Annotated in this window: 21 protein-coding genes; 8 read left to right on the top strand and 13 right to left on the bottom strand. The window is 45.2% G+C overall.

Annotated elements, in window-relative coordinates:
- The first annotated feature begins 114 nt into the window (after positions 1 to 114).
- The 3 genes from T472_RS16075 to T472_RS16065 all read left to right on the top strand — a co-directional run bounded on the left by T472_RS16075 (position 115) and on the right by T472_RS16065 (position 2,991).
- Positions 115 to 837, top strand: coding sequence for a Crp/Fnr family transcriptional regulator (locus T472_RS16075; RefSeq protein WP_023386345.1), 723 nt, complete (start codon positions 115 to 117; stop codon positions 835 to 837).
- Between the two features lie 129 nt (positions 838 to 966).
- Positions 967 to 2,046 carry a butyrate kinase gene (gene buk, locus T472_RS16070; protein ID WP_023386344.1) on the top strand — a complete coding sequence of 360 codons (1,080 nt, stop codon included), beginning with the start codon at positions 967 to 969 and terminating at the stop codon, positions 2,044 to 2,046.
- 33 nt (positions 2,047 to 2,079) lie between these two features.
- Positions 2,080 to 2,991, top strand: a complete 912-nt coding sequence (locus T472_RS16065; RefSeq protein ID WP_023386343.1) for a bifunctional enoyl-CoA hydratase/phosphate acetyltransferase — start codon at positions 2,080 to 2,082, stop codon at positions 2,989 to 2,991.
- 57 nt (positions 2,992 to 3,048) lie between these two features.
- Here T472_RS16065 and apgM read toward each other — a convergent pair whose 3' ends face one another.
- From apgM to T472_RS16050, 3 genes are read right to left on the bottom strand one after another with little or no spacing between them, the layout of a single operon-like run.
- The gene (apgM, locus tag T472_RS16060; RefSeq protein ID WP_023386342.1) at positions 3,049 to 4,302 is read right to left on the bottom strand and encodes a 2,3-bisphosphoglycerate-independent phosphoglycerate mutase; all 1,254 of its coding nucleotides are present in this window, start codon (positions 4,300 to 4,302) and stop codon (positions 3,049 to 3,051) included.
- A gap of 25 nt (positions 4,303 to 4,327) precedes the next feature.
- Entirely contained in the window at positions 4,328 to 5,059 is a 732-nt protein-coding gene (locus T472_RS16055) for a hypothetical protein (protein ID WP_023386341.1), read from the bottom strand.
- Positions 5,060 to 5,072: 13 nt separating this feature from the next.
- Positions 5,073 to 6,539 carry an SLC13 family permease gene (locus tag T472_RS16050; RefSeq protein ID WP_023386340.1) on the bottom strand — a complete coding sequence of 489 codons (1,467 nt, stop codon included), beginning with the start codon at positions 6,537 to 6,539 and terminating at the stop codon, positions 5,073 to 5,075.
- A 309-nt stretch (positions 6,540 to 6,848) separates the two neighbouring features.
- Between T472_RS16050 and T472_RS16045 the strand changes: the two genes are divergently transcribed.
- A complete protein-coding gene (locus T472_RS16045) occupies positions 6,849 to 7,763 on the top strand; it encodes a LysR substrate-binding domain-containing protein (RefSeq protein WP_023386339.1) in 915 nt (304 codons plus the stop codon).
- A gap of 136 nt (positions 7,764 to 7,899) precedes the next feature.
- Here the strand turns inward: T472_RS16045 and T472_RS16040 are convergent, their stop codons facing one another.
- Together T472_RS16040 and T472_RS16035 are read right to left on the bottom strand one after the other, a co-directional pair.
- Positions 7,900 to 8,406, bottom strand: a complete 507-nt coding sequence (locus tag T472_RS16040; protein WP_023386338.1) for a DUF2812 domain-containing protein — start codon at positions 8,404 to 8,406, stop codon at positions 7,900 to 7,902.
- Entirely contained in the window at positions 8,399 to 8,710 is a 312-nt protein-coding gene (locus T472_RS16035) for a PadR family transcriptional regulator (protein ID WP_023386337.1), read from the bottom strand. Before T472_RS16035 ends, T472_RS16040 begins: the two co-directional genes overlap by 8 nt.
- A 255-nt stretch (positions 8,711 to 8,965) precedes the next feature.
- Between T472_RS16035 and T472_RS16030 the strand changes: the two genes are divergently transcribed.
- A complete protein-coding gene (locus T472_RS16030; RefSeq protein ID WP_023386336.1) occupies positions 8,966 to 10,354 on the top strand; it encodes an AAA family ATPase in 1,389 nt (462 codons plus the stop codon).
- A gap of 210 nt (positions 10,355 to 10,564) precedes the next feature.
- On the opposite strand, the gene T472_RS16025 is transcribed toward T472_RS16030, so the two are convergent.
- Positions 10,565 to 11,521 (bottom strand): YbgA family protein, encoded by a 957-nt coding sequence (locus tag T472_RS16025; protein ID WP_023386335.1) that lies wholly within the window; start codon positions 11,519 to 11,521, stop codon positions 10,565 to 10,567.
- A gap of 148 nt (positions 11,522 to 11,669) precedes the next feature.
- Here T472_RS16025 and T472_RS16020 point away from each other — a divergent pair, with 148 nt between their 5' ends.
- Both T472_RS16020 and T472_RS16015 read left to right on the top strand, forming a co-directional pair.
- Entirely contained in the window at positions 11,670 to 12,194 is a 525-nt protein-coding gene (locus T472_RS16020) for an SOUL family heme-binding protein (protein WP_023386334.1), read from the top strand.
- Positions 12,195 to 12,380: 186 nt separating this feature from the next.
- Positions 12,381 to 12,644, top strand: coding sequence for a hypothetical protein (locus T472_RS16015; RefSeq protein ID WP_040907954.1), 264 nt, complete (start codon positions 12,381 to 12,383; stop codon positions 12,642 to 12,644).
- A 135-nt stretch (positions 12,645 to 12,779) separates the two neighbouring features.
- Here T472_RS16015 and T472_RS16010 read toward each other — a convergent pair whose 3' ends face one another.
- The 6 genes from T472_RS16010 to T472_RS15985 all read right to left on the bottom strand — a co-directional run bounded on the left by T472_RS16010 (position 12,780) and on the right by T472_RS15985 (position 19,478).
- A complete protein-coding gene (locus T472_RS16010; RefSeq protein ID WP_023386333.1) occupies positions 12,780 to 13,013 on the bottom strand; it encodes a heavy-metal-associated domain-containing protein in 234 nt (77 codons plus the stop codon).
- Between the two features lie 37 nt (positions 13,014 to 13,050).
- A complete protein-coding gene (locus T472_RS16005) occupies positions 13,051 to 14,907 on the bottom strand; it encodes a heavy metal translocating P-type ATPase (protein ID WP_023386332.1) in 1,857 nt (618 codons plus the stop codon).
- A gap of 34 nt (positions 14,908 to 14,941) precedes the next feature.
- A complete protein-coding gene (locus T472_RS16000; protein WP_242864822.1) occupies positions 14,942 to 15,268 on the bottom strand; it encodes an iron-sulfur cluster repair di-iron protein, ric in 327 nt (108 codons plus the stop codon).
- A 226-nt stretch (positions 15,269 to 15,494) separates the two neighbouring features.
- Positions 15,495 to 16,070: an RQC-minor-1 family DNA-binding protein gene (locus tag T472_RS15995; protein ID WP_023386330.1), complete on the bottom strand. Its 576-nt coding sequence runs from the start codon at positions 16,068 to 16,070 to the stop codon at positions 15,495 to 15,497.
- A 40-nt stretch (positions 16,071 to 16,110) separates the two neighbouring features.
- Positions 16,111 to 16,830 (bottom strand): SWIM zinc finger family protein, encoded by a 720-nt coding sequence (locus T472_RS15990; RefSeq protein ID WP_040907952.1) that lies wholly within the window; start codon positions 16,828 to 16,830, stop codon positions 16,111 to 16,113.
- Positions 16,827 to 19,478: a DEAD/DEAH box helicase gene (locus T472_RS15985; protein WP_023386329.1), complete on the bottom strand. Its 2,652-nt coding sequence runs from the start codon at positions 19,476 to 19,478 to the stop codon at positions 16,827 to 16,829. Before T472_RS15985 ends, T472_RS15990 begins: the two co-directional genes overlap by 4 nt.
- Before the next feature lie 395 nt (positions 19,479 to 19,873).
- On the opposite strand from T472_RS15985, the gene T472_RS15980 reads away from it, so the two are divergent.
- Positions 19,874 to 20,224, top strand: a complete 351-nt coding sequence (locus T472_RS15980; protein WP_023386327.1) for a DsrE family protein — start codon at positions 19,874 to 19,876, stop codon at positions 20,222 to 20,224.
- Between the two features lie 869 nt (positions 20,225 to 21,093).
- Here T472_RS15980 and T472_RS15975 read toward each other — a convergent pair.
- Positions 21,094 to 22,377, bottom strand: a 1,284-nt coding sequence (locus T472_RS15975) for an IS1634 family transposase (RefSeq protein ID WP_040907951.1), incomplete at its 5' end; no start/stop codon positions are given.

Here is a 22,377-nt window from a genome sequence, read left to right as displayed (position 1 = left end):
AAAAACCATCCCTTTAAGGGCACCCTGCATTATGTTATATTGGATGATAAGCAACCGTTTACAGGAGCCTCAAAAAAAAGTGACGGTAATTTCTATCATAATTGGAGGTCAGCCATGTTTAACAGATCACTCTGGGTAGTCGAGGATAAAAAGGTCCAGGAGAAACTGGTCAAATATGCAAACTGCACCCGGGTCTTCCCGGAAGGAAGCTTTATCTATCAGCAGGAAGATGAACGTAAGTACATGTATTTCCTGACTGAAGGAAGGATACGGGTAAGTGTTGCCAGCCATGACGGTACTGAGAAGACTCTGGCAATCCATGAACCAGGATCATTTTTCGGTGAGACTGCCTTTTTTGACAGGTTCCCCAGCTTCACCTGTGCGCAGGCACTCAAGCAATCTACAGTGCTGTGTTTCGGTAATGATGAGATCACTCTCTTGATGAAAGAGCAGCCTGATGTCATTTATCATATGTTTGATTCACTTGGCCGAAAAATCAGGCTCCTCGCCTTTCAGGTCGAGTATCTGTCTTTCATGAATATCGAAGAACGAATAGCAGCGCTTCTTGTGACTCTATTTGATTCCTTCAGTTCCGAATGCAGTCAACTACCATCCCTGAAAAACAATTGTGACAACAGCGGCTTATGCCCTAACGGCCATTGTCTCAAACTCACCATCACCGACCAGGAAATCGGTGAGATGATATGCACAAGGAGAGAGGCAGTTACCAAGGCCATTGCCAGCCTCAAGAAGCAGAACCTAATAAACAAGCAAAAGAGGATGCTTTGCTGCCCTGACCTTGCTGCACTGAATCAGTTCCTCACAAGGGCGACCTGATTCATTAACTCTTCAGACACATTATCACATGACCTTTTTCAGAAAACTGTGTTTTTTCACACAGTTTTCTTTTTTGTTCTATATTAAATTTACTCGTATATAGGACAAAAAACGAAACGGGGGGTAACCATGAATAACTTGAATCTTATACTAATCGTCAACCTGGGAAGCACATCAACTAAGATAGCCATATATAAAGACAGGGAATGCATAGGTCAGGAGACCATACGCCACGAGAGTGACGACCAGTTCCATACATTCAGCGATATATGGGACCAGTACTCATTCAGAAGAAAGATCATAGAAGATTACGTCACAGCAAATGGATACAACCTGTCAGACCTCAGCCTCATTGTTTCAAGGGGTGCACCTGTCAAGGCCATGAACAGCGGAACGTACAGGATCAATGAAGCGATGGTTCAGGATGCCAAAAGTCGCAAGTATGGCAATCACCCGTGTGGTGTAGGCTGCACCATAGCATATGATATTGCAGGGGAGCTAGGTATTACAGCCCTTACTGTTGATGCACCCTGCATTGACGAGCTTATTCCGGAGGCACGCTACACTGGCTGGAAAAATGTGTACAGGAAGAGCTTCTATCAGGCTCTGAACCAGAAATCAGTGGGCAGGAAGCTTGCATCAAAGCTTGGAAAAGAATACGAGGAAATGAATGCGATAATCATCCATATGGGCGGAGGAATGTCAATCGCAGCCCACCATCAAGGCAAAGTTGAAGACGTCAACAATGGTTTGGATGGAGACGGACCCATGGCTCCTGAAAGGGCCGGAACCCTACCGGTTGGCGAAGTCCTGAAGGCGGCATTTTCAGGAGAATATACCTATCCCCAGCTTTACAGCATGGTCAACGGTAAAGGAGGAATATACCAGATACTTGGAACCAAGGATGGACGGGAAGTCGAAGGCATGATCTCAGACGGAAACATCCTTGCTAAAGAGGTCTATGACTCGATGATCTATCAGATTGCGAAAAGCATTGGTGCTGCTGCAGTCACCCTCAAAGGAGAGGTTGATGCAATCGCCTTGACAGGTGGATTGGCATACTCCTCATACATAGTTTCAGGAATCTCAAAATGGTGCGAATTCATTGCTCCGATCCACCTGTTCCCAGGCGAAAATGAAATCGAATCACTCCTGGAAGGGGCTCTCAATGGCATGAATGGCCAGTGGCCGATTCAGGAATACGTATGATACCATGCAAAATAAGTTTAGGAGGGTATGTCCATGATAAGGTCTTTGGATGAGGTCCTTGAGAAAGTTTCTAATCTGCCGAAAAAGACGATTGCTGTTGCACAGGCGGCTGATGATGAGATCCTTCAGGTAGCTCAGGCAGCGATAGACAGAGGAATAGCAAACTTCATATTTGTCGGTGACAAACTTAAGATTGAGAAAATGATTACCGAAGGTAACTACAGGCTGGATGGCGTGGAGATAATCCATGCTGATAGCGACGCTGCGTGCGCAGCAAAGACTGTAGAGCTCGTCAGGAGCAGTCAGGCAGACATGCCGATGAAGGGACTTCTTGCGACCTCAACTTTCATAAAGGCAGTCCTGGATAAGGAGAAGGGTTTAAGGTCTAACCGCTTGGTAACCCAGATGACAGTGACAGATAAGATTGACTCTGAGGGTCTTTATTTCATCACCGACTGTGCAATGAACATATCCCCTGATTTGAATACAAAGGTGGAGATCCTGAACAACGCTGTACATATCGCACGAATTCTAGGATATGAGATACCTAAGGTAGCGCTCGTAACAGCACTTGAAACCGTCAATCCGGCGATGCCAGAGACCCTTGATGCAGCAGTGATCTCCAAAATGAACGAACGTGGCCAGATAAGGAACTGTATCGTAGACGGACCGTTCGCCCTTGATAACGCGATATCTGTCATTTCTGCAAACCACAAAGGTATCACAGGCGAAGTAGCAGGTAAAGCTGATATCCTTCTGGTTTCGGATATCAGAATGGGTAATGTGCTTCACAAGGCGATAACCTACTTTGCCAGGAAAAGGGTTGGATCGATAATCATGGGAACCACATCGCCATTGGTTATGACATCAAGGTCTGACTCCATAGAGGATAAGCTCATCTCCATAGCTCTATCAAGCTACCTGGTCAGCCAGAACATGTTTTGAAAGAATGAATTCAAAGGACTCTCCGATTCAATCAGAGAGTCCTTCATTTTCAATTATTCAAGAACCTACCTTTTCCGTGAACCCAATCAGGTCCATCTGGAGCATGAAGATGTCATTTGCTGTAAGGTTGTTAAGGCATCCTGACATGAACTGGCTTTCTCCAGCTGATGTGACAATGTCCCGTCTTGCATCTCCTCCTGCTATGATCGTTGGTACCCCATCACCGGTATGGTCCCTTGCCTCGCATGGAGTGCTGTGGTCTGCCGTGATGGTGATATAGCAGCTGTTAAGGTCTATTTTCCGAAGAATTAATCCGATTGCCGTATCTATCTTCCCGATCATTTCCTTCTTGGCAACTGGAATATTGTCATGTCCCGCCAGGTCTGTTGCTTTGACATGCATGACTACCCAGTCGTAATTCTGCTCATTGATCAGCCTTAAAGTAAGCAATGCCTTTCCAGTGAGGTTGGTGTCAAAGCTTCCAGTAAATGATTCGTCGGTAAAGTAGTCCATTCCTGCAAGCTCTGCTATTCCGCCAACTGTGGCATCACCTGCGACACATGCCGCCCTGATTCCATAAAGGTCCTTCAGTGTCGGCATTAACCTTTCAAGGCCAGCACCTCTCGTGATTATTGCATTTGCGGAATACAGCCCTTCTTCATTACGTTCCTTGTTCACAGGATGGTCACTCAGGATATTGTAGGAGCGCTGTGTGAATTCCCATAGGTTATCCGCTGTCCTTTCTGCGCTTCTCGATTCATCCAATGCGCTGGGAACAACCAGTCTCGAACCCTCTGCCGCAGTACCTGGGTCTGTACAGGTCACTTTGTCACTCAGGCCCTCGCCATGCAATACCACAGCCACCCTGTGCTCCGTGAGCTCCTTCACAAGGACCTTTGTCCCGTCTTCAAGTATCATTCCGTTGAGGGATTCAGCCAGTTCACTGGTGCCTTTTCTGATCCTTCCGGCCCGTCTGTCTATTACCGTATAGTCATCGTCTATAGTGGCAAAGTTGCCTCTGAATGCCACATCACCCGGCATCATCTTCATTCCCGCACTGTAGGCCTCGAGAGGACCCCTTCCTGAATATATTTCAGCGCTGTCATAGCCGAATAGCTGGAGGTGACCTACATCAGTCCCTACCCTTATGCCAGGGGCTATCGGATATGTATTACCGCACATCCCCCTTGATGCCAGATAATCCATGTTTGGAGTCTCAGCACTCTCCAGAGGTGTCTTTCCGCCAAGCTCCGGGTTCGGCCTGTCTCCCAGGCCGTCCAGAACAATAAGTATCCCTTGTCTTTTCCTCATAGTCTTACCGCCTTAACATCCAAATTCATCCTTGCTGCACTGCAGCCTTTCCCTTTAGCAGATCCTTGTTCTTGAACATGAATGCCGCTGAGATCAATATGGACAGTATCCACACCAGGGTTGAATGGATCTTCATCGGGCTGAAGATATTGATTGCCAGCTTGACTTCCTTGCCTGAAGCCACTTCCTCGAAATCGAATCCTCCGAAAGTCATTCCGTCCTCCTTGGTTATGCCGAATGCTTCCTCAGCATCATACCCCACTATGTTCAACAGCTCCTTACCCTCCGGAGCGGCCATCTTCACAGAGTATGACTTGATTGCAACAGGGGAGGAATTCACAACCTTGTATTCTATGGTCCTGGCACCGCTTGGGAACGTATCTCCAAGCTTCGCTTTCTTTCCTTCGTAGATTCCAGTTTTCTTTACAACTACCTCAAATGTTACCTCAGACTCCTTCTCATTGAAGGTCACGACATTGAACTTATTGTCTCCGTATTCAACAACCTCAGGATTACCTGCCATACTTCCCTTTTCTGCTTCAATGCTAACCATTTCGGTCTTGCTGTAAAGCGGGAATGCGATCTCACCATTTGCATTTGTTACAGCGGTTATCTTCTGATGGATGACCGCATCCTTACCATCTGGTATCAGGGTATCCTGCACGCTCTCAAGGCTTCCGAAATCCATAGCATAGGCTGTGCTTGAAAACACGCTTACAGCTAATAATGCAAGCATGACTATAATTGCCTTCTTCATATTCCCATCCCTCCTATACTATTCCAACGAACTTGAACCACGTTGCAGCAGCCAGCACCATAAGTGCCCATTTCGCCAGAAGTACAAGCACTCCGTAGAGCATCTGTTCAAGCACTGTAAAGTATCCGGTCCCGTAGTAGATCAGGTTTACCTTGCTGTGCGGCGGAAGGGTTATGGTATCAGCTATGCAGAATGCTGCAGGCAATGCCAGTGACACCGGATCATATCCGGTAGCATTGGCTATTCCGATGATAGTCGGAATGAGTATTATGGTCCTTACTGTCTTCGATGTGAAGAGCAGATGGCTGAAGCTTGCTATGAACATCAGCACCGCGAAGAGCACTATGAAGCTCATGCTCTCAACACCCATTCTCTTGAATATGATGTTGAGGCCCCAGGCTGCAAGCCCGGTCTCATCCAGAGCGACGCCCCCTGCGTATGCTCCGCAGGCGAATATCAGGAGGTTCCATGAAATCTTGGCTTCCTTCCACTTCAGGATCCCGACATAAGGAAGGAAGAACAGCGCAGCTGATAGTATCGCTACCATTACAAGGCTAAGCTGGAATCCGAACAGCTTGACCTGGAGGCTGTCCATAGCCCATAGGGCCAGTGTGAAAAGGAATATTCCAAGTGCCTTCTTTTCATTCAGAGTAATTTTACCGAGCTTTGCATACTCGTCCTTGATCTTAGTCAGGTCAAGCGTAGTCTTTTCTGACTTTGGCAGCCTGAACAGCACTTTTCCTATGAAGAACATCGCTACAAGTGTGAATATGGTTACCGGAGCAGATGCAACGAACCATTGCATCCAGGACACTTCACGGCCAGTAAGGTCCTTGATGGAGCTTATGGCGAGTATCTGCGACGAGGTTGCTGTAACGATAGCCGCCGTCGAAAGGTTGTTGGCCTGTATCCCGTGAAGAGCCAGCATCTTTCCGAAATTGTTCTTAGGGTCGTTTATGTTTACCTCGAAGGCTTCGACAACAAGAAGCACTATCGGGAACATCATCGCCGCCCTGGCCGTTGTTGAAGGAACGACGAAGGCTATCAGGAAGTTGATCGCTATAAGGAGCATAAGCACGCTGTTGACGCTCTTGCCGAACTTTGAGATGAGGAAGAGAGCCATCCTCCTTGCAAGTCCGCTTTTCTCCATACCCGATGCTATTATGAATGCGGCGAATGTGAGCCATATGACCTCATATCCTAGCACCCCCAAGGCCTGATCCTCTGTCCAGGCACCTGTCAGTGGTAATGCAACTATAACAAGCAATGATACCGCATAATTGGGTATGCTTTCGGATACCCAGAGAGTAAGTGCAGAAAGAAACACCCCAAGCGCCATCTTCCCCGCATATGAAAGGCCTGGTGGAGTAGGCATAGAATATATGGATGCAAAGATTAATAATGCCAAAGGCAATCCAAAGAATTGCATTTTAAGCTCAAAAGGACCCTTTTCCTTTGTGACCTTGACTGTTTTTTCCATATTCAGGTTTTCCCCTTTTCAAATGATTAATTCACCAAAAGTTAACTGTTGATAGCTAAATCATAACTGCTTATTAAAACTAATGCCAATTACAATTTCTAATCATTCCTATAAATATTGTTTATAATGCTCGTATTTTCCATATCCTATAACAAAAGCTGATAAGCCCGATAAAAACTTCTGAATATTGGTGTATTTCCATTAACCGAATCAACTTGAAACATGATATTATAATAAATATAATTTATTGAAAATCGTTTGCAAACAATTGTCCCGCAATTTGACTCATACTGATTGGAGGATTCACTAATGGACCTTGAGACCATACAGACCTTCCTGCTGATGTCAAAGAACAGCAGCTTCACCAAGACAGCAGAGGAAATGTACTGCTCACAGGCAGCAGTGTCCCTGAGGATACAGCGGCTCGAAAAGGAGCTCGATTGTGACCTGTTCATGCGAAAGGCAAAGAAAGCAGAACTTACCAAGGACGGACAGCTCTTCCTTCCATATGCGCAGCAGCTGCACAACACATTTGTGACAGCCAAGGAACATCTGCTGCAATCGAAGCTTATGGAGCAGTCAGAGATACTGATAGCATCCTCAAGCACTCCAGGTACCTATGTTCTTCCGAATCTGATGTTCCTGTTCCGGCAGAAATATCCATATATAACTGTCGTCAACAATGTCCAGTATACGAAGAATGTCATCGAAAGTGTGCAGAGCAGGAAATACCTGCTTGGAATAATCTCCCAGCCATATCTCTCGGATATCCAGGATATCATATGTGAACCGATCCTTGAGGACCCGCTTGTAATAGTCGTGAACAACAGCCATCCTTGGGCATCGAGGAAGAGCATATACATCAATGAGCTGAAAAACGAGACTTTTCTTGTCACAAATCCCAACACATCACTGATACCTTACCTGGAGAAAACGGGCGGATTCAGGTTTACGCAAAAGAACATCTGCGTCATGGGCGGAATAGAAGCCATAAAGCAAAGCATCTATGACAATTCCGGAATATCAATAATCTCCGAAAGTGCAGTAAGACAAGAGCTGAGGCTCGGTTTGCTCAGCAGGGTTGAAGCCCTTGATGAAATCAGACTCAAGCGCAATATTTACTGTATCAGGAGAATGGATACCAGGCTTCCACTTTCAACTGAGCTGTTCCTTAAATTCGCCAAGGAATGCATAGAAACCAGGAACAAAGGTAATCCGGAATAAACCAAACCAAAATAATGCACGCAAAATGAATCCGTATGAGTGGGCATTAATCCATTATTTATAATGAACCAAAACGCGCAGCAATGATTCCAATGCCATTGCTGCGCTGTTACGAATCAAGTATAACTTAATATCGCTACAAATTCCTTTTTAGTTTATTGATCTTGATTGTTGCCTTAATGACCTGGTATATGAATATCAGGGAGAGTGCAGTGAAGATCAAAGCAAAGGTACGTTCTGATGTAGTATCTTCCCAACCAAGGCGTTTCCACTGTGTGACTGCCGAAATGACCTCAAGTAATGCCAGGGCAAGGAATACGAGCCTTATCCGTTCATACTGCCTAATCTGACTCTCCCTGTCTGAATACAGCTCGAATTTCCCTTTTTTCCTGAAAAAGGCCCAGAATCCCCAGGACTGGACATGCTCACCACCGGAGTCACTCACCAGCTCATATAGTTCCTTCCTCTCCTTGGAGGTCATGTCATTTATCAGGTCGATTCTGTAGGTATATTCACCAGGACTGCACTCTTCGAAATGATATAAGCCAAGAAAATAGTGCTTCATGGCGTAACCCTTAGCTGACATCTCATTAAGATATTCCTCTTCCTTGTCCTTGTCATAGTACAGCCTGAACCTATACATTCCTCGTCACCTTCCTGCCATTATTAAGAAGCTCTTCCAGCCTTACTATCTCATCATTCAATACCGCAAGCCCATATCCCGTTATAACATATTCCTTTTTCTTCCTGGATTCCTCATCAGCACTGTAAAGGGCTATCCATTTCTTATCAAGGAGAGTGCTCAAAGCCCCATATAGCGTGCCAGCGCCCAAAACTACCCTGCCTTCTGTCATTTCCTCAACCTGCTGCATGATCCCATATCCATGGTTAGGATTGATAAGTGACAATAATATGTAATACATTGACTCAGTCAACGGCATTCCCATCTGATAACTCCTCTCCCGATATATCGCGACTCGTTATATTTAATATATCGTCGCCCGATATATTTGTCAACCAGTCCCACTGAATTATCTATTGATGTTATGAGGAATACACATTTTTTAAATTTCAATTAGACAGTTCCTGTCTAACCGAAGTTTTGGTGGATTGTTTACCTTTACAGCATTAGCACGCCTCAAGTTATTATACTTGAAATTATAATAACTTGAAGTATAATAATATTACAGGAGGTGGTTGAATTGAAGAAGTTTGTTGACCGCCAGGAAGAAATGGAATTTTTAACTGCAGAATATAGCCGTCCAGGATCTTCATTGGTCATACTTTATGGCAGACGCAGGGTCGGAAAGACTGAACTATCCAATGAATTCATAAGAGATAAAAAAGCCCTGTATTTCCTTGTTACGGAAGAGAGCGAAATTCAGAACCGCAATTCATTCAAGGATGCAGTAGCTGATTTTTGCAACAATGACCTTCTTAGGCTTTCTCAAATTGACCAGTGGGAGATAATCTTCAAGACACTCCTTTCAAAAACTGATGGTAAAAAACTGATACTGGTTATTGATGAGTTCCAGTACCTGGGAAAATCCAATACAGCTTTCCCCTCCATTTTCCAAAAGATATGGGACACAATCCTTAGGGATGCAAACATAATGGTAATACTCTGCGGATCCCTGGTTTCAATGATGGAGAGTCAGACATTGCATTATTCAAGTCCCTTGTTTGGAAGAAGAACAGGACAGATAAAACTGAAACAGATCCGTTTCAGCCACTATCATGAATTTTACCCGAATAAGACGAGAAAGGAATTAATTGAATACTATTCTGTAACTGGTGGAGTACCTAGATATATCGAGCTTTTTTCTGATGATGTTGATATTTATTCAGCAATCAAAACGAATATCCTATCCAGACAGAGTTATCTTTATGACGAACCTAACTTCCTGCTTCAGCAGGAAGTTTCAGAAATCGGAAGCTATTTTTCCATAATCAGGACCATCGCATCAGGAAACCAGAAACTGGGAAAGATAGCTACAGCACTTGAGGTTAAACAGACCGGTTTGTCTAAGTATCTGAAGACTTTGATCGATCTTGATATTCTTGAGAGGCAGGTGCCAATAACTGAAGAGAATCCAGAGAAGAGCAAGAGAGGACTTTATAGGATAAAAGACAACTTCATACTTTTCTGGTTTAAATTTGTATACCCTAACATGAGGTTCATAGAATCCGGAAACTTGGACTTTGTGGCGGAAAAAATAAGAATCAATCTGAACGACAGCCATATCAGCCATGTCTATGAGGAAATATGCCTGGAAGAAATTTGGAAATTTAATACTGATAAAATCTGGAGCTTCACATTTGACAGGGCAGGCCGATGGTGGAGCGGTGACAAGGAAATTGACATCGTTGCATATGACAGCAATGGTGAAGATATCATCTTTGGAGAATGCAAATACTGGGATGGTAAAGTTGGTGCCAATATATTAACTGCACTTGAAGCAAAAGCGAAGGCAGTTGAGTGGAAAAAAGAGCAGCGTAATGAACACTACATATTATTTAGCATCAACGGCTTTACAGATGAGCTTAAGGAAATAGCAAAAACCCGAACCGATGTCATACTGGCAGAATAGTTTAAAGTGGTTAGGTAAAGTCTTTCACATCACATATTGTCGTATCTCATTGAACATTGTTAATTCTAAGAGTTGCAACATTAACCTCGGGACACAAGTATCATATATGCATATAAACCGTCTTACTGACAGTTCACAGATAAGACGGTTAATTCATAATGCTTTTCCATCCATTTAACCACATGCAGGGATTTCTGAAATTATCCGGTACTATTTGCCAGTATCGCTTATGTTCATCAGTTCCTCTGGAAATGGCTCCCAAAGGTACTGGTCAAGCAGATATTCCTGCTCGTACTTTATTGCGTAGCCTCTCAGAAGATTCACCGGTACCCCTATATGCACCTTACCATCCCGGTACTTGGTGTAGTTCTCTGCTAAGAAAGTCTTCTCCTTTGGAGTCAGCTTGTCAGAGAAATAGCCCTGCATATGCATCAGGGTATTTACGATGTTTGTGGGCTTTGGTGGGTTTGCAAGGGCTTCCCCGAAATGGGTCCTGTACTCATAAACCATGTCCTTGAAAGGCTTCTTTTCAGTATTTGCAACGATCCTTCCGAGCAGCTTGAGCTCCTTCTGGCTGTACGTCATAAGGAGGAACTTGCTCCTTTCGTGGTACTTTACAAGCTCCTTCATGGTGCCTTTCTTCTCAACTTCCCTGAGCCTTGCAAGCATGTATATCTTTGTAAGGAAATGCTCCCTTATCCTGTAGTTGGTTAGTCTTCCCTCCTCTTCGATGGCAAGACCGGGGAAATGCTGGAGAACCTGCTCACCAAATATTCCAACACCCTTTATGGAGCCTACTGCCTTCTCTTTTCCCAGGTATACCTTGACGTCCTTTATCCCGCAGGAAGGCGACCTTCCCTTAAGAAGGAATCCGTCCACATCTGACAGATCCTTGAACAGATTGTCCGTGTAATCAAGCATATCCCGCTTGCATTCCTTTCCTGTAGCCGGCTGATAGAGGAGCATCTCCCCTCTCTCAAGGACCAGTCTTATAGGATCCCTCGGCACACCCAGTCCTATCTCAACCTCAGGACATACTGTCCTGTATTCCACAAACTCTCCGAGTGCATCCACAAATTTGTCCGGCAGCGTCTGCCCGTTATACCTGCATGTATCAAAGCCCAAACACCTGCTTACTACGACCTTCGGTCTAATCGCCTTTCCCATAGCTTACCTCCTTGCTTCATTCATCAGGGATTCCTCTATTTTCCGAGCTTTCTCCCTCATTCCAATGTCTAAAATCCAATTTGACTGGAGTATAATAAAGACATGGATATCATTACCTTCAGCTTAACCCTCAAAGGAGAGAATTACAATGTCAAGATACGAGACTGCTCCATATACGGTTCTGATTAAGGAAGATAATTTCGAGCTGCGCCAGTATGACACCTACTATACCGCTGCAGTTGAGGAGACAAGCCTCAATGGCTCCAGTGGATTCAATACAATTTTCGACTACATAAGCGGCAACAATGAGGAGCAAAAGAAGATCTCCATGACCACTCCAGTGTTCAATGAGATGGGTAAGCAAACTGCAACAACCGAATTCGTAATGCCTAGTACTCTTACTGGAGATACCCTTCCTCTACCAGTCAACAAGAGGATAAGGATAAAGAAGAATGACCCAAGGCTTGCAGCTTCAGTCACCTTTTCAGGTACTGTCAGTGACAGCAAGATCAGGGATTATGAAAAGAAGCTGATTGAATGGATTTCTAAGAATGGTTTGAATCCGACAGGAAACTTCTATCTTGCCCGCTACAATCCTCCATTCATCCCTCCGTTCCTAAGAAGGAACGAGGTACTTATAGACATAATTAAAGATAATGCTCCACAAATCTGATGGATAAGGATCATAAAGCCCAAGCCTCCCCGATAGGATCCGGGACGCCTGGGCTTATTTTCATCATTGCGATGATCAACACCACTATGAGTATGGACTTCGGTATGTCTCCATAGGTTCTCCACATTGTGATGCTAAAACAAATGGGTATGCAAAACAAAAAGAAATGCTGAAAGGGTGAATTCAATGAATTGTCACGGAAACCAAGATGAAGACAACGTAAACAGTGAAGAGAAAGGCCATAAGGGTCACAAGTCACATATGCTGATGATGCTTGTGTGCTGCGGAGCTCCTCTTCTCCTTTTCCTTGTCCTGCCACTGTTAAGGGGAGCAGGTTATGCTTCAGGAACCACCGGATTCTTACCGCTGCTCGTCTCCCTCATCTGCCCTATAATGATGGTTGGTATGATGTTCATGATGATGAAGGGAAGCGGGAACAAGACTGAATAATCCCTGATCGCTAAAAAGAGGCTCCTCTCTTCCAAATATCTGGAAGCAGGTGCCTCTTTTCCTGTAATTCATAAAACCCATATTCTCCAGAAGTGTGTTTGATTATCCTTCGGAGAAAATGCTCACTACTTTTCCTTACCTGTCTTTTACCTGGGACTTCTTCACTTCGTATCCGACTGACGTGATAGCCTTTACTACGTTTTCTACTGAAAGCTTCTCCTCGTCAAAGTCAAACTTCACCTTGCTTGCGTTGAACATCACATTTACGCTATCCTTCTCAACACCGTCCACTGATTTCACAGCGTTTTCAACCTTCAGTACGCATGACGGACAGGTAAGGGTCTCCAGTTGGATTGTTGCCTTTTTCATATTCATTCTCCTTCTATTTATGACTTATTTGTCTTGTTTATTTCAATCCGTATCTCAGCAGTCTCATGCCGTTGAGGATTACCACCAGGATGCTGGCTTCATGCACAAGCATGCCGATCGACATGTTCATCCATTCGCTGAAGAATACGCCAAGAAGAAGAAGAAGCACCAGCACAACACCAATTGCAATTATTATGTTCTGAAGCATATTGTTTGCTGTTGACTTCGCAAGTCCAAGTGCGTGTGGCAAACGGCTGAAGTCTGAGTTCATCAGGACAATGTCTGAAGTCTCGATAGCCACATCCGTGCCACTGCCCATTGCAATTCCTATTTCAGCCAGGGCAAGTGACGGACTGTCGTTCACTCCGTCTCCGACGAAGGCCACGATCTTCCCTTTTGCCTGAAGTCCCCTGATATATTCCGCTTTGTCTGCAGGAAGCATATGGCCATGGGCTTCAGTAAGACCAAGCTCATTTGCCACCAGGTCGACCGTACCCTGGTTATCCCCTGAAAGCACCACAAGGTTCCTTACTCCCAGCTTCTTAAGCTTCTTCAGGTCATCCTTGACACCGGGTCTGATCTGGTCACGGATTCCTATCAATGCCTTCAGTTCTCCATCTACAGAAGCGAGGACCAGTGAATTCCCGTTTTTCTCAAACCTTGCAGCATCTTCTCGTGCCTTCTCATTCAGATGGACATTCTCCTGCTCCATAAGTGCGATATTGCCCGCTGCAACCCTGTGACCGGCAATATTGGCTATGACTCCGCCACCCTTTACCACATCTGTGCCTTCGACCTTATGGAAATCCTTCGCACCAATGTATTCAACGATAGCTTTAGCCAAAGGATGGTCTGATTCATTCTCGACGCTTGCGACATATCCAAGAATTTCACCGGAGTTTTCAGAATAGATCTCGATTTCAGCCACAGCGGGATTCCCTGCAGTAAGTGTGCCTGTCTTGTCGAATACTATGGTATCGACCCTGCTGAAATCGTGGATGACCTCGCTGCCTTTTAGGAGTACCCCGTTTTTCGCACCGTTTCCGATACCTGCAACGTTTGAGACAGGTACCCCGATTACCAGTGCCCCAGGGCATCCCAGGACAAGTATGGTTATTGCAAGTTCAATGTCCCTTGAGACCAGCCATACGATAAATGCGAGCAGAAGCACTATGGGTGTATAGTTCCTGGAGAACCTGTCAATGAAGCGTTCAGCCTCTGATTTTGAATCCTGGGCCTCTTCAACAAGCTCTATGATCTTACCGAAGGTAGTATCTTCACCTACACGGTCAGAAACGATTTGGATAGTTCCGTTTTCAAGGATAGTACCTGCATATACCTGGGAATCTCTGGCCTTGTCCACAGGAACAGATTCACCGGTTATGCTCGCCTCGTTGATATATCCGTCTCCGGATAATACCGTACCGTCAACAGGCACCTTTGCACCGGTCTTCACGAGCAGGATATCTCCCACTTGGACCTCATCCACCGATACTTCCAAAAACTCACCGCTTTCCATCTGCTTCAATGCACTTTCCGGTGCCATCTCAGTCAGCTCCCTGATTGCTGACCGTGTCTTGTTAAGTGTCCGCTGCTCCAGGAATGCCCCGAACAGGAACAGGAAAGTTACAATGGCTGATTCCTCAAAGCTCCCTATGAAAAACGCAGCGGTAACGGCGATGGTTACGAGGACATCTATGCTGACTACCTTCACCCTCAATGCCTGGAATGCCTGTATAGCTATAGGCAAAGCCCCTGATATGGAAGCGATGATCAATGCCATTTCAAACATATCTTCATTATGAAAAACCAGTTCAGAGGTGAACGCTATGGCTATCAGCAGTGCACTTACCAAGGTTATCTGATTTTTCCTGCCCAATATGAATCTCTGCATTCAAATCACCCCTTCCATTTTCTCATAGCTCACACTACTCACTGTATGCCTTGTCGATTTCCGCAAGCATGCTGTAAACTACCTCGTAGCTTTCGCATACGTCTCCAGGAACAGTATAGTTGCCTGTTACCTCACGCAGCCTAGCGAACTCTTCATTAAGCTCAGGCCTCCCTTCCCTGATCTTCCTTGCGACCTCATCATAAAGCCTTCTGACCTCATGGAATTCCGGATGGTGACCCCCATGTACCCTTTCAACGACCGGGACATATAGGTCCAGCTTCTTAAGATTACCTTTCATTTCCCCACCGAATGTAAACTGCTTTGACATGTCTTTCCCCTTCTTTCCTTTTATTGGTTTCATTATAGGCCGGGGTCATTCACATTTAATTGACGCAGGTCAAATTTCAATTCTTTATTTGTATACTTAACTTTTTCTCAGCTATTTGTTCCGGTTTTCACAATAATACTCCAATATGACCGCAAAGATACAAAAGGCACCTTTCTTCCAGAGTTTCCGGAAGAAAGGTGCCTCACATGTCAGAATAATGGATAATCAAGCCAGATACGCGTCAGCGCATCGAGTAGCGCTAAACTGACTTCAGCTTCCCTATCGTATCGTTTATCATTGCCCTTACCTTCTTAACTTCAACCAGCTCCCATCTCCTCAGGAACCTTATGAGCCCGATGTTCCTGCTCTCTGCGATCTCATCAAGGATCATCACGACTACTTCCCTGTTGGTTACCTTGAGCTGAGCTATCAGGTCATCTGTATCTTCCTCAGCCACACTTAGTATCTTAACCATGAGCTCTTCTGCATACTGGGGCTTGTACATCTCCCAGCCAATCTCCGAGAAGACTATCATCGGAAGCCTGCCGTTGTAGCTTATTTCCAGATAGTTGTGAAGGATCATCCAGTCTATGCGCCTTGTGATCTCATCATTCGACAGTTCTGCATACTTTCCATAGCTCGGACACTTGTCAAGTGAGTGTTCGAGTATGTCCTTGTCCCTCGAACCTTTAAGTATCTTGGTCAGCATTGTCCTACCGGCAACGGAAATAATGTCGTCTGCCGCCCTCATGATTATCCTTATGTCAAATTCAGATAGCGGTTCATGGCCTCTCTGGTCACTAAGGGTATATCTTACCCTGTCTCTTCTGCCCATATCTTAACCTCCGCAATTTCATCTGCGATGGGATAGCCTCTTAAAGCTTGAAAAGTCCTGCTATGTCCTTTTCTGCAATCTCTCTCCTGCTCTTCTTGCCTGCATTCTTAAGCATGCTCTCTATCTTGCTTTCCATTGACTTCCTTATGAGCTCCTGACCGTCAAGTCCCCTGAGCACGAAGAACAGCATGGGATCCTTGTCAAGCCTTGCCCCCACACCATACAGGGTTGCTGCCACATGCTTGCACATTGATGCCCAGTCAGGACAGCTGCAGTCGAAGTGTATCTCCTTCGGTGAAGGGAACATGCCGTATTTCCTGTCTGTGAAAAGCACCTCCAGTTCCTTTGGGAACTTGCCTTCGACAAGCTCCTCAAGTGAGCCTATCCTGTTGTTGCAAAGTTCAGTGACCTTCTTCCATTTCTTCTCATCCAAAGCATCGATACTGATCTTCACTTCATAGGGTTTGGCTCTGCTGCCCTGGACCCTGGCATGGACCTCTCCATCGGTGATCTTCAGATCCAGTACTGCATTGCTCCTGACATAGGCCTTTCCCCTGTCTATCCTGTTGCTGTAGTCTGCATAGCTCTCGAGGTTTGTGTTCCAGGCCTTTCCCCACCAGCTTTTTGCCAGTGTCCTTCCCTCGATTATGACAGGCTCCACTAAAGCATCCTTTTTCTTGAGCTTTGAAAGTGACTTTGCTGCCTTTGCCTTCTTCTCTTCGGCTGAAACATAGTTCCCAAATCCTGATCCATATCTCATTTCAGGTCACCACCTAACGCGAACATCTTCATCAGCTCTTCATTACTGTATTCAGTTATCCACTGTTCACCGGAAGATCCCAGGATATCTCCTGACAGCTTCTGCTTCTCAGCTATCATCTCATCAATCTTTTCCTCTATAGTACCTCTTGTCACAAACTTATGGACCATTACATCCTTTGTCTGCCCGATTCTGAATGCCCTGTCCGTAGCCTGGTTTTCAACAGCAGGATTCCACCACCTGTCAAAGTGGATGACATGGTTCGCTGAAGTGAGGTTAAGTCCAACTCCACCAGCCTTCAATGAAAGGACCATGTATGGCACGTAGCTTTCCCCGTTGAATTTCTCGACCATTTCCTTTCTCTTCTTGACCGGTGTCTCTCCATGCAGCACCATCCCCTCCTTTGAGAATATGGTTGCAAGGAATTCCGAAAGAGGCTCCGTCATTTCCTTGAACTGGGTGAATACGAGAACCCGCTCTCTCTTGTCCCTTATTGTCTCGCAAATATCCCTTAGCTGCTCGAACTTCCCGCTGTGCTCTGCCTTGAATTCCTCTCTGCCAAGGTACTGGTCAGGATGGTTGCATATCTGCTTGAACTTCATTATGCTTGCAAGCACAAGGCCTTTTCTCTCTATGCCTTCAGACTCCATGAGCCTGCTCTCAATGTCTGCAAGGAGCTGCTTGTAAAGGGCGACCTGCTTTTTCGAAAGCGTCGTATACTCGTTCATCTCAAGCTTGTCAGGCAGGTCTGAGATTATGGTCTTGTCGGTCTTCAGCCTCCTGAGGATGAAAGGCTGGATCATCTTCCTCAGCTTCGCATAGCCTGCGGTGCTGTCCTGGAGCTCCCTGGTGAATTCTGTAAATTCTTTCGCAGATCCAAGCAGACCCTGGTTAAGGAAGTCGAATAGCGACCAGAGGTCACCAAGCCTGTTTTCTATTGGCGTACCTGTCATCGCTATCCTCATCCTGGAAGGAATGGCCTTTATGGCCTTTGTCTGCTTTGTTCCAGGGTTCTTGATAGCCTGGGCCTCATCAAGGATCAGACAGTCCCATTTCCTTTCCTTGAGTCCCTCCATCCTCAGGGCCATTCCGTAGGTAGTCATGTACAGGAACCTTCCATCAGCTATCTCAAGCGCTTCAGCGTTCTTCAGTTCGCTCTTGTGGAGTATCTGATACGGCATGAGAGGCGCGAACCTTTCAATCTCGTTCTGCCAGTTGCCAATAAGTGATGCAGGAAGTACTAGGAGCATGGGGCCTCGCCCCTGTCCCCTCAGATATTCGAGGAACGCTATCATCTGTACAGTCTTTCCCAGTCCCATGTCATCTGCAAGGCAGGCGCCAAGGCCCAATGAAGACATCTGGGTAAGCCACCTGTACCCGGTTTCCTGATAACCTCTTAGAGTTGCATGGAATGTATCAGCTGTATCGAGCTTCTCCAGCTTTTCTGGACTTACAAGCTTCTCTTTCAGTGATTTCAGCCACTGTCCGCTGGATACTCTAACCTCGATCTCATCGGAAGGTATCTTCAGGAGCTCATCCATGTCAAGCTCAAGCCTCATTGCTTCTCCGAGGGACAGCTCATCTTCTGAGAGGTCCTTCACCTTGTCAAAAGCTGCAAGTATTGTCTCAAGCTTCTTCCTGTCAACCTCCACCCATTTACCCTTGTACTGTATAAGCCCTTCCGCCATATCAAGGAAAGCCCTGAGCTCATTCTCAGTAATGGTATCGTCACCTATGCTGAGTTCAGGCATGAAGTCCATAATTGCACCAAGCCCAACCTTGGAAGGCTCTTTCTGACCTACCGTAACTGAAAGCCTGACGCTGTTGCTCCTCTTCCTCCACCAGTCAGGAACCCTGCACATTATACCCGCTTCCTCATATAGTGGAAGCTCCTTCAGGAAGGTATATGCCTCCTCCGCTGTAAGCTTTAGTGGTGCGAAAAGCTCCCCGCTTTCAAGGAGCCCTGATATGAAGTCGCTCTTCTCCGCTGCCTTGATGACTGTCGCTATAAGCGACAAAAGCATCTTCTCGTCCCCTTCGAATTCGGCCAGTGCGTTCTTTAGCGGAGTATGCACTGCACGCTTGCTCTTCACGGGCTTTGTCGTATATGTTGCCATGAATGCGAACGGGTAAGAAGAGCCTGCATTTTCCACAAGATGGAAGAATACCCTTCCAACCACGTTTATGTTCGCATGATGGTCCAGGAAGTACCTTGCTACAGACCCTTCATATTCTCTTATCTCAGATTTGAACACATCAAGGAGCCTGTTCCCGAGTCTTCTCACCCACTCTGCATTGACATGCTCCATACCGATGACGAAAGGAAGCCCTTCGACAAGATCCGTGACCTCATCATCGCTCAGGGATACCTCCACAGAATCCCGGCTCAGCTCAATGTCAGGCTGCTGTCCAAGCTTTCTAATGAGCATTTCAGAAATAAGGTGCAGATATTCAATTGATGGTGAAAACCACTTCTCCCTGTTTGAAAAACCCAGGTGATAAAGAGCCTTATATCTGTCCTCTTTGAATGCGTCAGCCCATGTGGTGACATTGTCGTCTTGCATCCTTTCGACTTCATCCAGCACAAAGGTCTGCGGGGTGAAGTATGCCTCAAGTATTCCTGTGTCTACAGCTTTAGTTCTTCCCATAAGTCATTTCTCCTATCTTCCGGAACATCTTAACTCTTTTCTTATCTTCATAAGTGAATCTCCAAGGAGGCTCTCTCCGTCCCAGGAAGCCATGTCAAATCATCCAGGGTCATCAATGTCCTTATCTATACCCCTTATCGCTTTAATGCTACTATATCGCGGTGTGCGTTCCAGAACAACCCAAATTCAGTCTAAGCTATAATGCCACTGAAATAAATCCCCGGAAATCTACAGAGTTTTATAATCTCTGTGCTTCTTAAGCGGGTGATTTAGTAAATGTTACTGTATAGCTATCATTTCATAACATCCATTTCATATTCGATATTTATAATTTATTTGTTACAGATGACCCTTCCTGGTCCTCAGATTATTACAAGTCAGGAGGTAAATTGAAAATGAACGTACTATTTCACATAGACCGATCCGTCAACTGGAATATGACAGTCGCAAACGTCATGAACATGCTCGACTATGGCAAGTCGGAGAATATCCCATTCACAATAGAGATTGTCGCAAATGGCGAAGCCGTCCTTGAACTTTCCAATCGTGCTTCATCAGAAGATACACTTGATGAGAAGTTGAAGGTCATTGCTGATCAGGGTGTCATTATAGCAGCATGCAACAATGCATTGAAGGCACACAAGGTAAATGCAACTGACCTCCATACCTTCATCACCATTGTACCTGCAGGGGTAGTTGAAATTGCAATTAAGCAAAATGATGGCTATTCATACATAAAGCCCTAACATAATATAGATCTTATGTTTCATAATCTTATCCAAGCTATCCTTCAGTATTACTGACTCATTAATGAGAAAAAAGAGTTTATAATGGTCTTTCTCAGAAAACCAAAATTTCCAAATCACTTAATAAAATATAGCCAAATCACTTAATAAAATATAGCCAAATCACTAAAAAGATCATATATTGAAATCCGAATTTATAATTCGAGCTAAACAAGTAATGGATTTACCTGCAAATATTTTTATTTTCGTTATATGCAGGTTATTTTATGCAATCATTATTTGTGAGGATAGGGATGATAATATGTTTCTTTCAATAACTGATGAATATTCCAGCCTTCTAGCCAGAAGATCACAAATCTCGCAGATTCATCCTTTCCACAAAGGTAACACACGTAGTGTGATCGTTTTTTGAGTGTTGTTGGCAAAATCCCAGAGATTAACAGTAGGTCATATTATTTTCAAGGACAATTCGGCTTATGTGAGAAATGCCCTGGTATGGGTATTTACTCACGTCATGGATGCATCGAGCGGATTATCTCTGACGCTATCTTGCATGATTCTATCGAAACAGCAGCTTTTAGTTCATAAAATACTCAACAATCTATGATACAATCTCAAGGATTATAAGGAACAACAGCACGAACATTTGGAAGAAGATTAGTAATATACATTTTATCTCACATAATATTGCATTGATCTCTTCCAGAATAGATTTTGAAGGAGGGAACTCATGTGAAAGCAGTAATTTGTACCCGGTACGGAGGACCTGAAGTCCTTAAGATAGCAGAAGTCAGGAAGCCATTGCCAAAAACCGGAGAGCTTCTCATCCGGGTTATGGCCAGTGCTGTGAATCCTAAATCCCCGAAAAATTATAACGTGTTAGGAGGCTTTACTCCTAATGACTTATACAGTTCCTCCTGCTTTTTGGTAACTTCACCTATCCTGAGCGCGTTGCCAGGGTTCTCAAACGCTTCGATGACATCAAGTTCGTCCAATAACTCCTGCATGGTGTATATCTGGAATAGACGTTCGTCAGACATCTTCTTTTTTAGGTACGACATATAGATAAGAGCCACGAACTGGACAAACAGCTTTCCATCAAGCGAACTTTCCGAGGATACTGCTGTTCTTCTTAAGTTAAGCCTTTCCTTCAGGTTGCCGAACGCCTTCTCGACCAGATCCTTGTTGCGGTAGGTCTCCAGGGCTTTGATAGGATCCTTTATCTCGTTGCTCATTAGTGCAAAGAAGCCATAGTCCTGCTCAGCCTTGGTTATCGCATCCTGCCTGGGGACGATTTTGATTCCTCGTACCGGAGTTTCTGATATGTCAAAGTATTTTGCATACTGCTTCTCATTCTCAGCTCTCCTGTTTCCTGTGGTAAGTTCACTTTCCAGCATATCCAACATCTCGTTGAATCGGTTTTCGTGTTCCAGTGCCTTTTCGCTGTTGTAGTATATGTGGAGGTACATGCGCCTTGTGTCCTTGATGACATCGCCCTTCTGAGGCCTCCTCTGTGAGTAGTTCCATTCGACTGTATTCGAATGAGCATAAAGCTGGTAAGTCGAGTTGTAGTTGATCCTCGTCCTTATGCTATCCCTGACCTTATTCAGTTCCTTCTGCACAAGCTTCAGCGATACCTTAGCGGATATCAGGAATTTCAGGTTGCCCTGATACAGGGAGTTGATGTTATCCTCACTGTAGAATCCTCTGTCCATTACCAGCTTTACCTTACCATAATCAAGGCTCTTCAAGTCCGCAAGCAGCTTCTTGAGTGTCTTGACATCGCTTATGTTCCCAGCAAGCTTCCTGAAATAGAATGGCAGTCCTGATTCTTCTCCGAATAGCAGTGCTAGGTTGATCTGCGGTAATGGGTCATTGTCCTTATTAACTCCATACTTCACCTGTTTCAATGACTCTGAGTAAGAGGAGATACTTGTTGTGTCATATGCCCAGTATTCGTTCTCCATCCGCCTTTTCCCCTGAAGACCGAAGAATCGAAGCTTGCCCTCTTCAGTGATTGACGCAAATAGGTCGCTGCTTCTCTGGGCAGAAATGCTGCTACCATGCGGGCGGTAGTGTGTCCTGTCCCATTTCGGGAAACGGATTAGCGAATTCCGGTCTTCCAGTATCAGGAAATACGCGATGGACAGGAT

It is taken from the genome of Youngiibacter fragilis 232.1 (genome assembly GCF_000495435.3).
Lineage (GTDB): Bacteria > Bacillota > Clostridia > Clostridiales > Clostridiaceae > Youngiibacter > Youngiibacter fragilis.
This window is presented reverse-complemented; position numbering and strand designations above follow the sequence as displayed.

What these genes read in the sequence shown, in the direction of transcription:
- T472_RS16010 (WP_023386333.1), bottom strand. Translation starts at nt 13,013, where the DNA reads ATGAAAAAGGCAACAATCCAACTGGAGACCCTTACCTGTCCGTCATGC.
- T472_RS16055 (WP_023386341.1), bottom strand. Translation starts at nt 5,059, where the DNA reads ATGAAGAAGGCAATTATAGTCATGCTTGCATTATTAGCTGTAAGCGTG.
- T472_RS15990 (WP_040907952.1), bottom strand. Translation starts at nt 16,830, where the DNA reads ATGAGATATGGATCAGGATTTGGGAACTATGTTTCAGCCGAAGAGAAG.
- T472_RS16035 (WP_023386337.1), bottom strand. Translation starts at nt 8,710, where the DNA reads ATGGGAATGCCGTTGACTGAGTCAATGTATTACATATTATTGTCACTT.
- T472_RS16025 (WP_023386335.1), bottom strand. Translation starts at nt 11,521, where the DNA reads ATGGGAAAGGCGATTAGACCGAAGGTCGTAGTAAGCAGGTGTTTGGGC.
- apgM (WP_023386342.1), bottom strand. Translation starts at nt 4,302, where the DNA reads ATGAGGAAAAGACAAGGGATACTTATTGTTCTGGACGGCCTGGGAGAC.
- T472_RS16050 (WP_023386340.1), bottom strand. Translation starts at nt 6,539, where the DNA reads ATGGAAAAAACAGTCAAGGTCACAAAGGAAAAGGGTCCTTTTGAGCTT.
- T472_RS16015 (WP_040907954.1), top strand. Translation starts at nt 12,381, where the DNA reads ATGAATTGTCACGGAAACCAAGATGAAGACAACGTAAACAGTGAAGAG.
- T472_RS16075 (WP_023386345.1), top strand. Translation starts at nt 115, where the DNA reads ATGTTTAACAGATCACTCTGGGTAGTCGAGGATAAAAAGGTCCAGGAG.
- T472_RS16005 (WP_023386332.1), bottom strand. Translation starts at nt 14,907, where the DNA reads ATGCAGAGATTCATATTGGGCAGGAAAAATCAGATAACCTTGGTAAGT.
- buk (WP_023386344.1), top strand. Translation starts at nt 967, where the DNA reads ATGAATAACTTGAATCTTATACTAATCGTCAACCTGGGAAGCACATCA.
- T472_RS16065 (WP_023386343.1), top strand. Translation starts at nt 2,080, where the DNA reads ATGATAAGGTCTTTGGATGAGGTCCTTGAGAAAGTTTCTAATCTGCCG.
- T472_RS16020 (WP_023386334.1), top strand. Translation starts at nt 11,670, where the DNA reads ATGTCAAGATACGAGACTGCTCCATATACGGTTCTGATTAAGGAAGAT.
- T472_RS15985 (WP_023386329.1), bottom strand. Translation starts at nt 19,478, where the DNA reads ATGGGAAGAACTAAAGCTGTAGACACAGGAATACTTGAGGCATACTTC.
- T472_RS16000 (WP_242864822.1), bottom strand. Translation starts at nt 15,268, where the DNA reads ATGAAACCAATAAAAGGAAAGAAGGGGAAAGACATGTCAAAGCAGTTT.
- T472_RS15995 (WP_023386330.1), bottom strand. Translation starts at nt 16,070, where the DNA reads ATGGGCAGAAGAGACAGGGTAAGATATACCCTTAGTGACCAGAGAGGC.
- T472_RS15980 (WP_023386327.1), top strand. Translation starts at nt 19,874, where the DNA reads ATGAACGTACTATTTCACATAGACCGATCCGTCAACTGGAATATGACA.
- T472_RS16040 (WP_023386338.1), bottom strand. Translation starts at nt 8,406, where the DNA reads ATGTATAGGTTCAGGCTGTACTATGACAAGGACAAGGAAGAGGAATAT.
- T472_RS16045 (WP_023386339.1), top strand. Translation starts at nt 6,849, where the DNA reads ATGGACCTTGAGACCATACAGACCTTCCTGCTGATGTCAAAGAACAGC.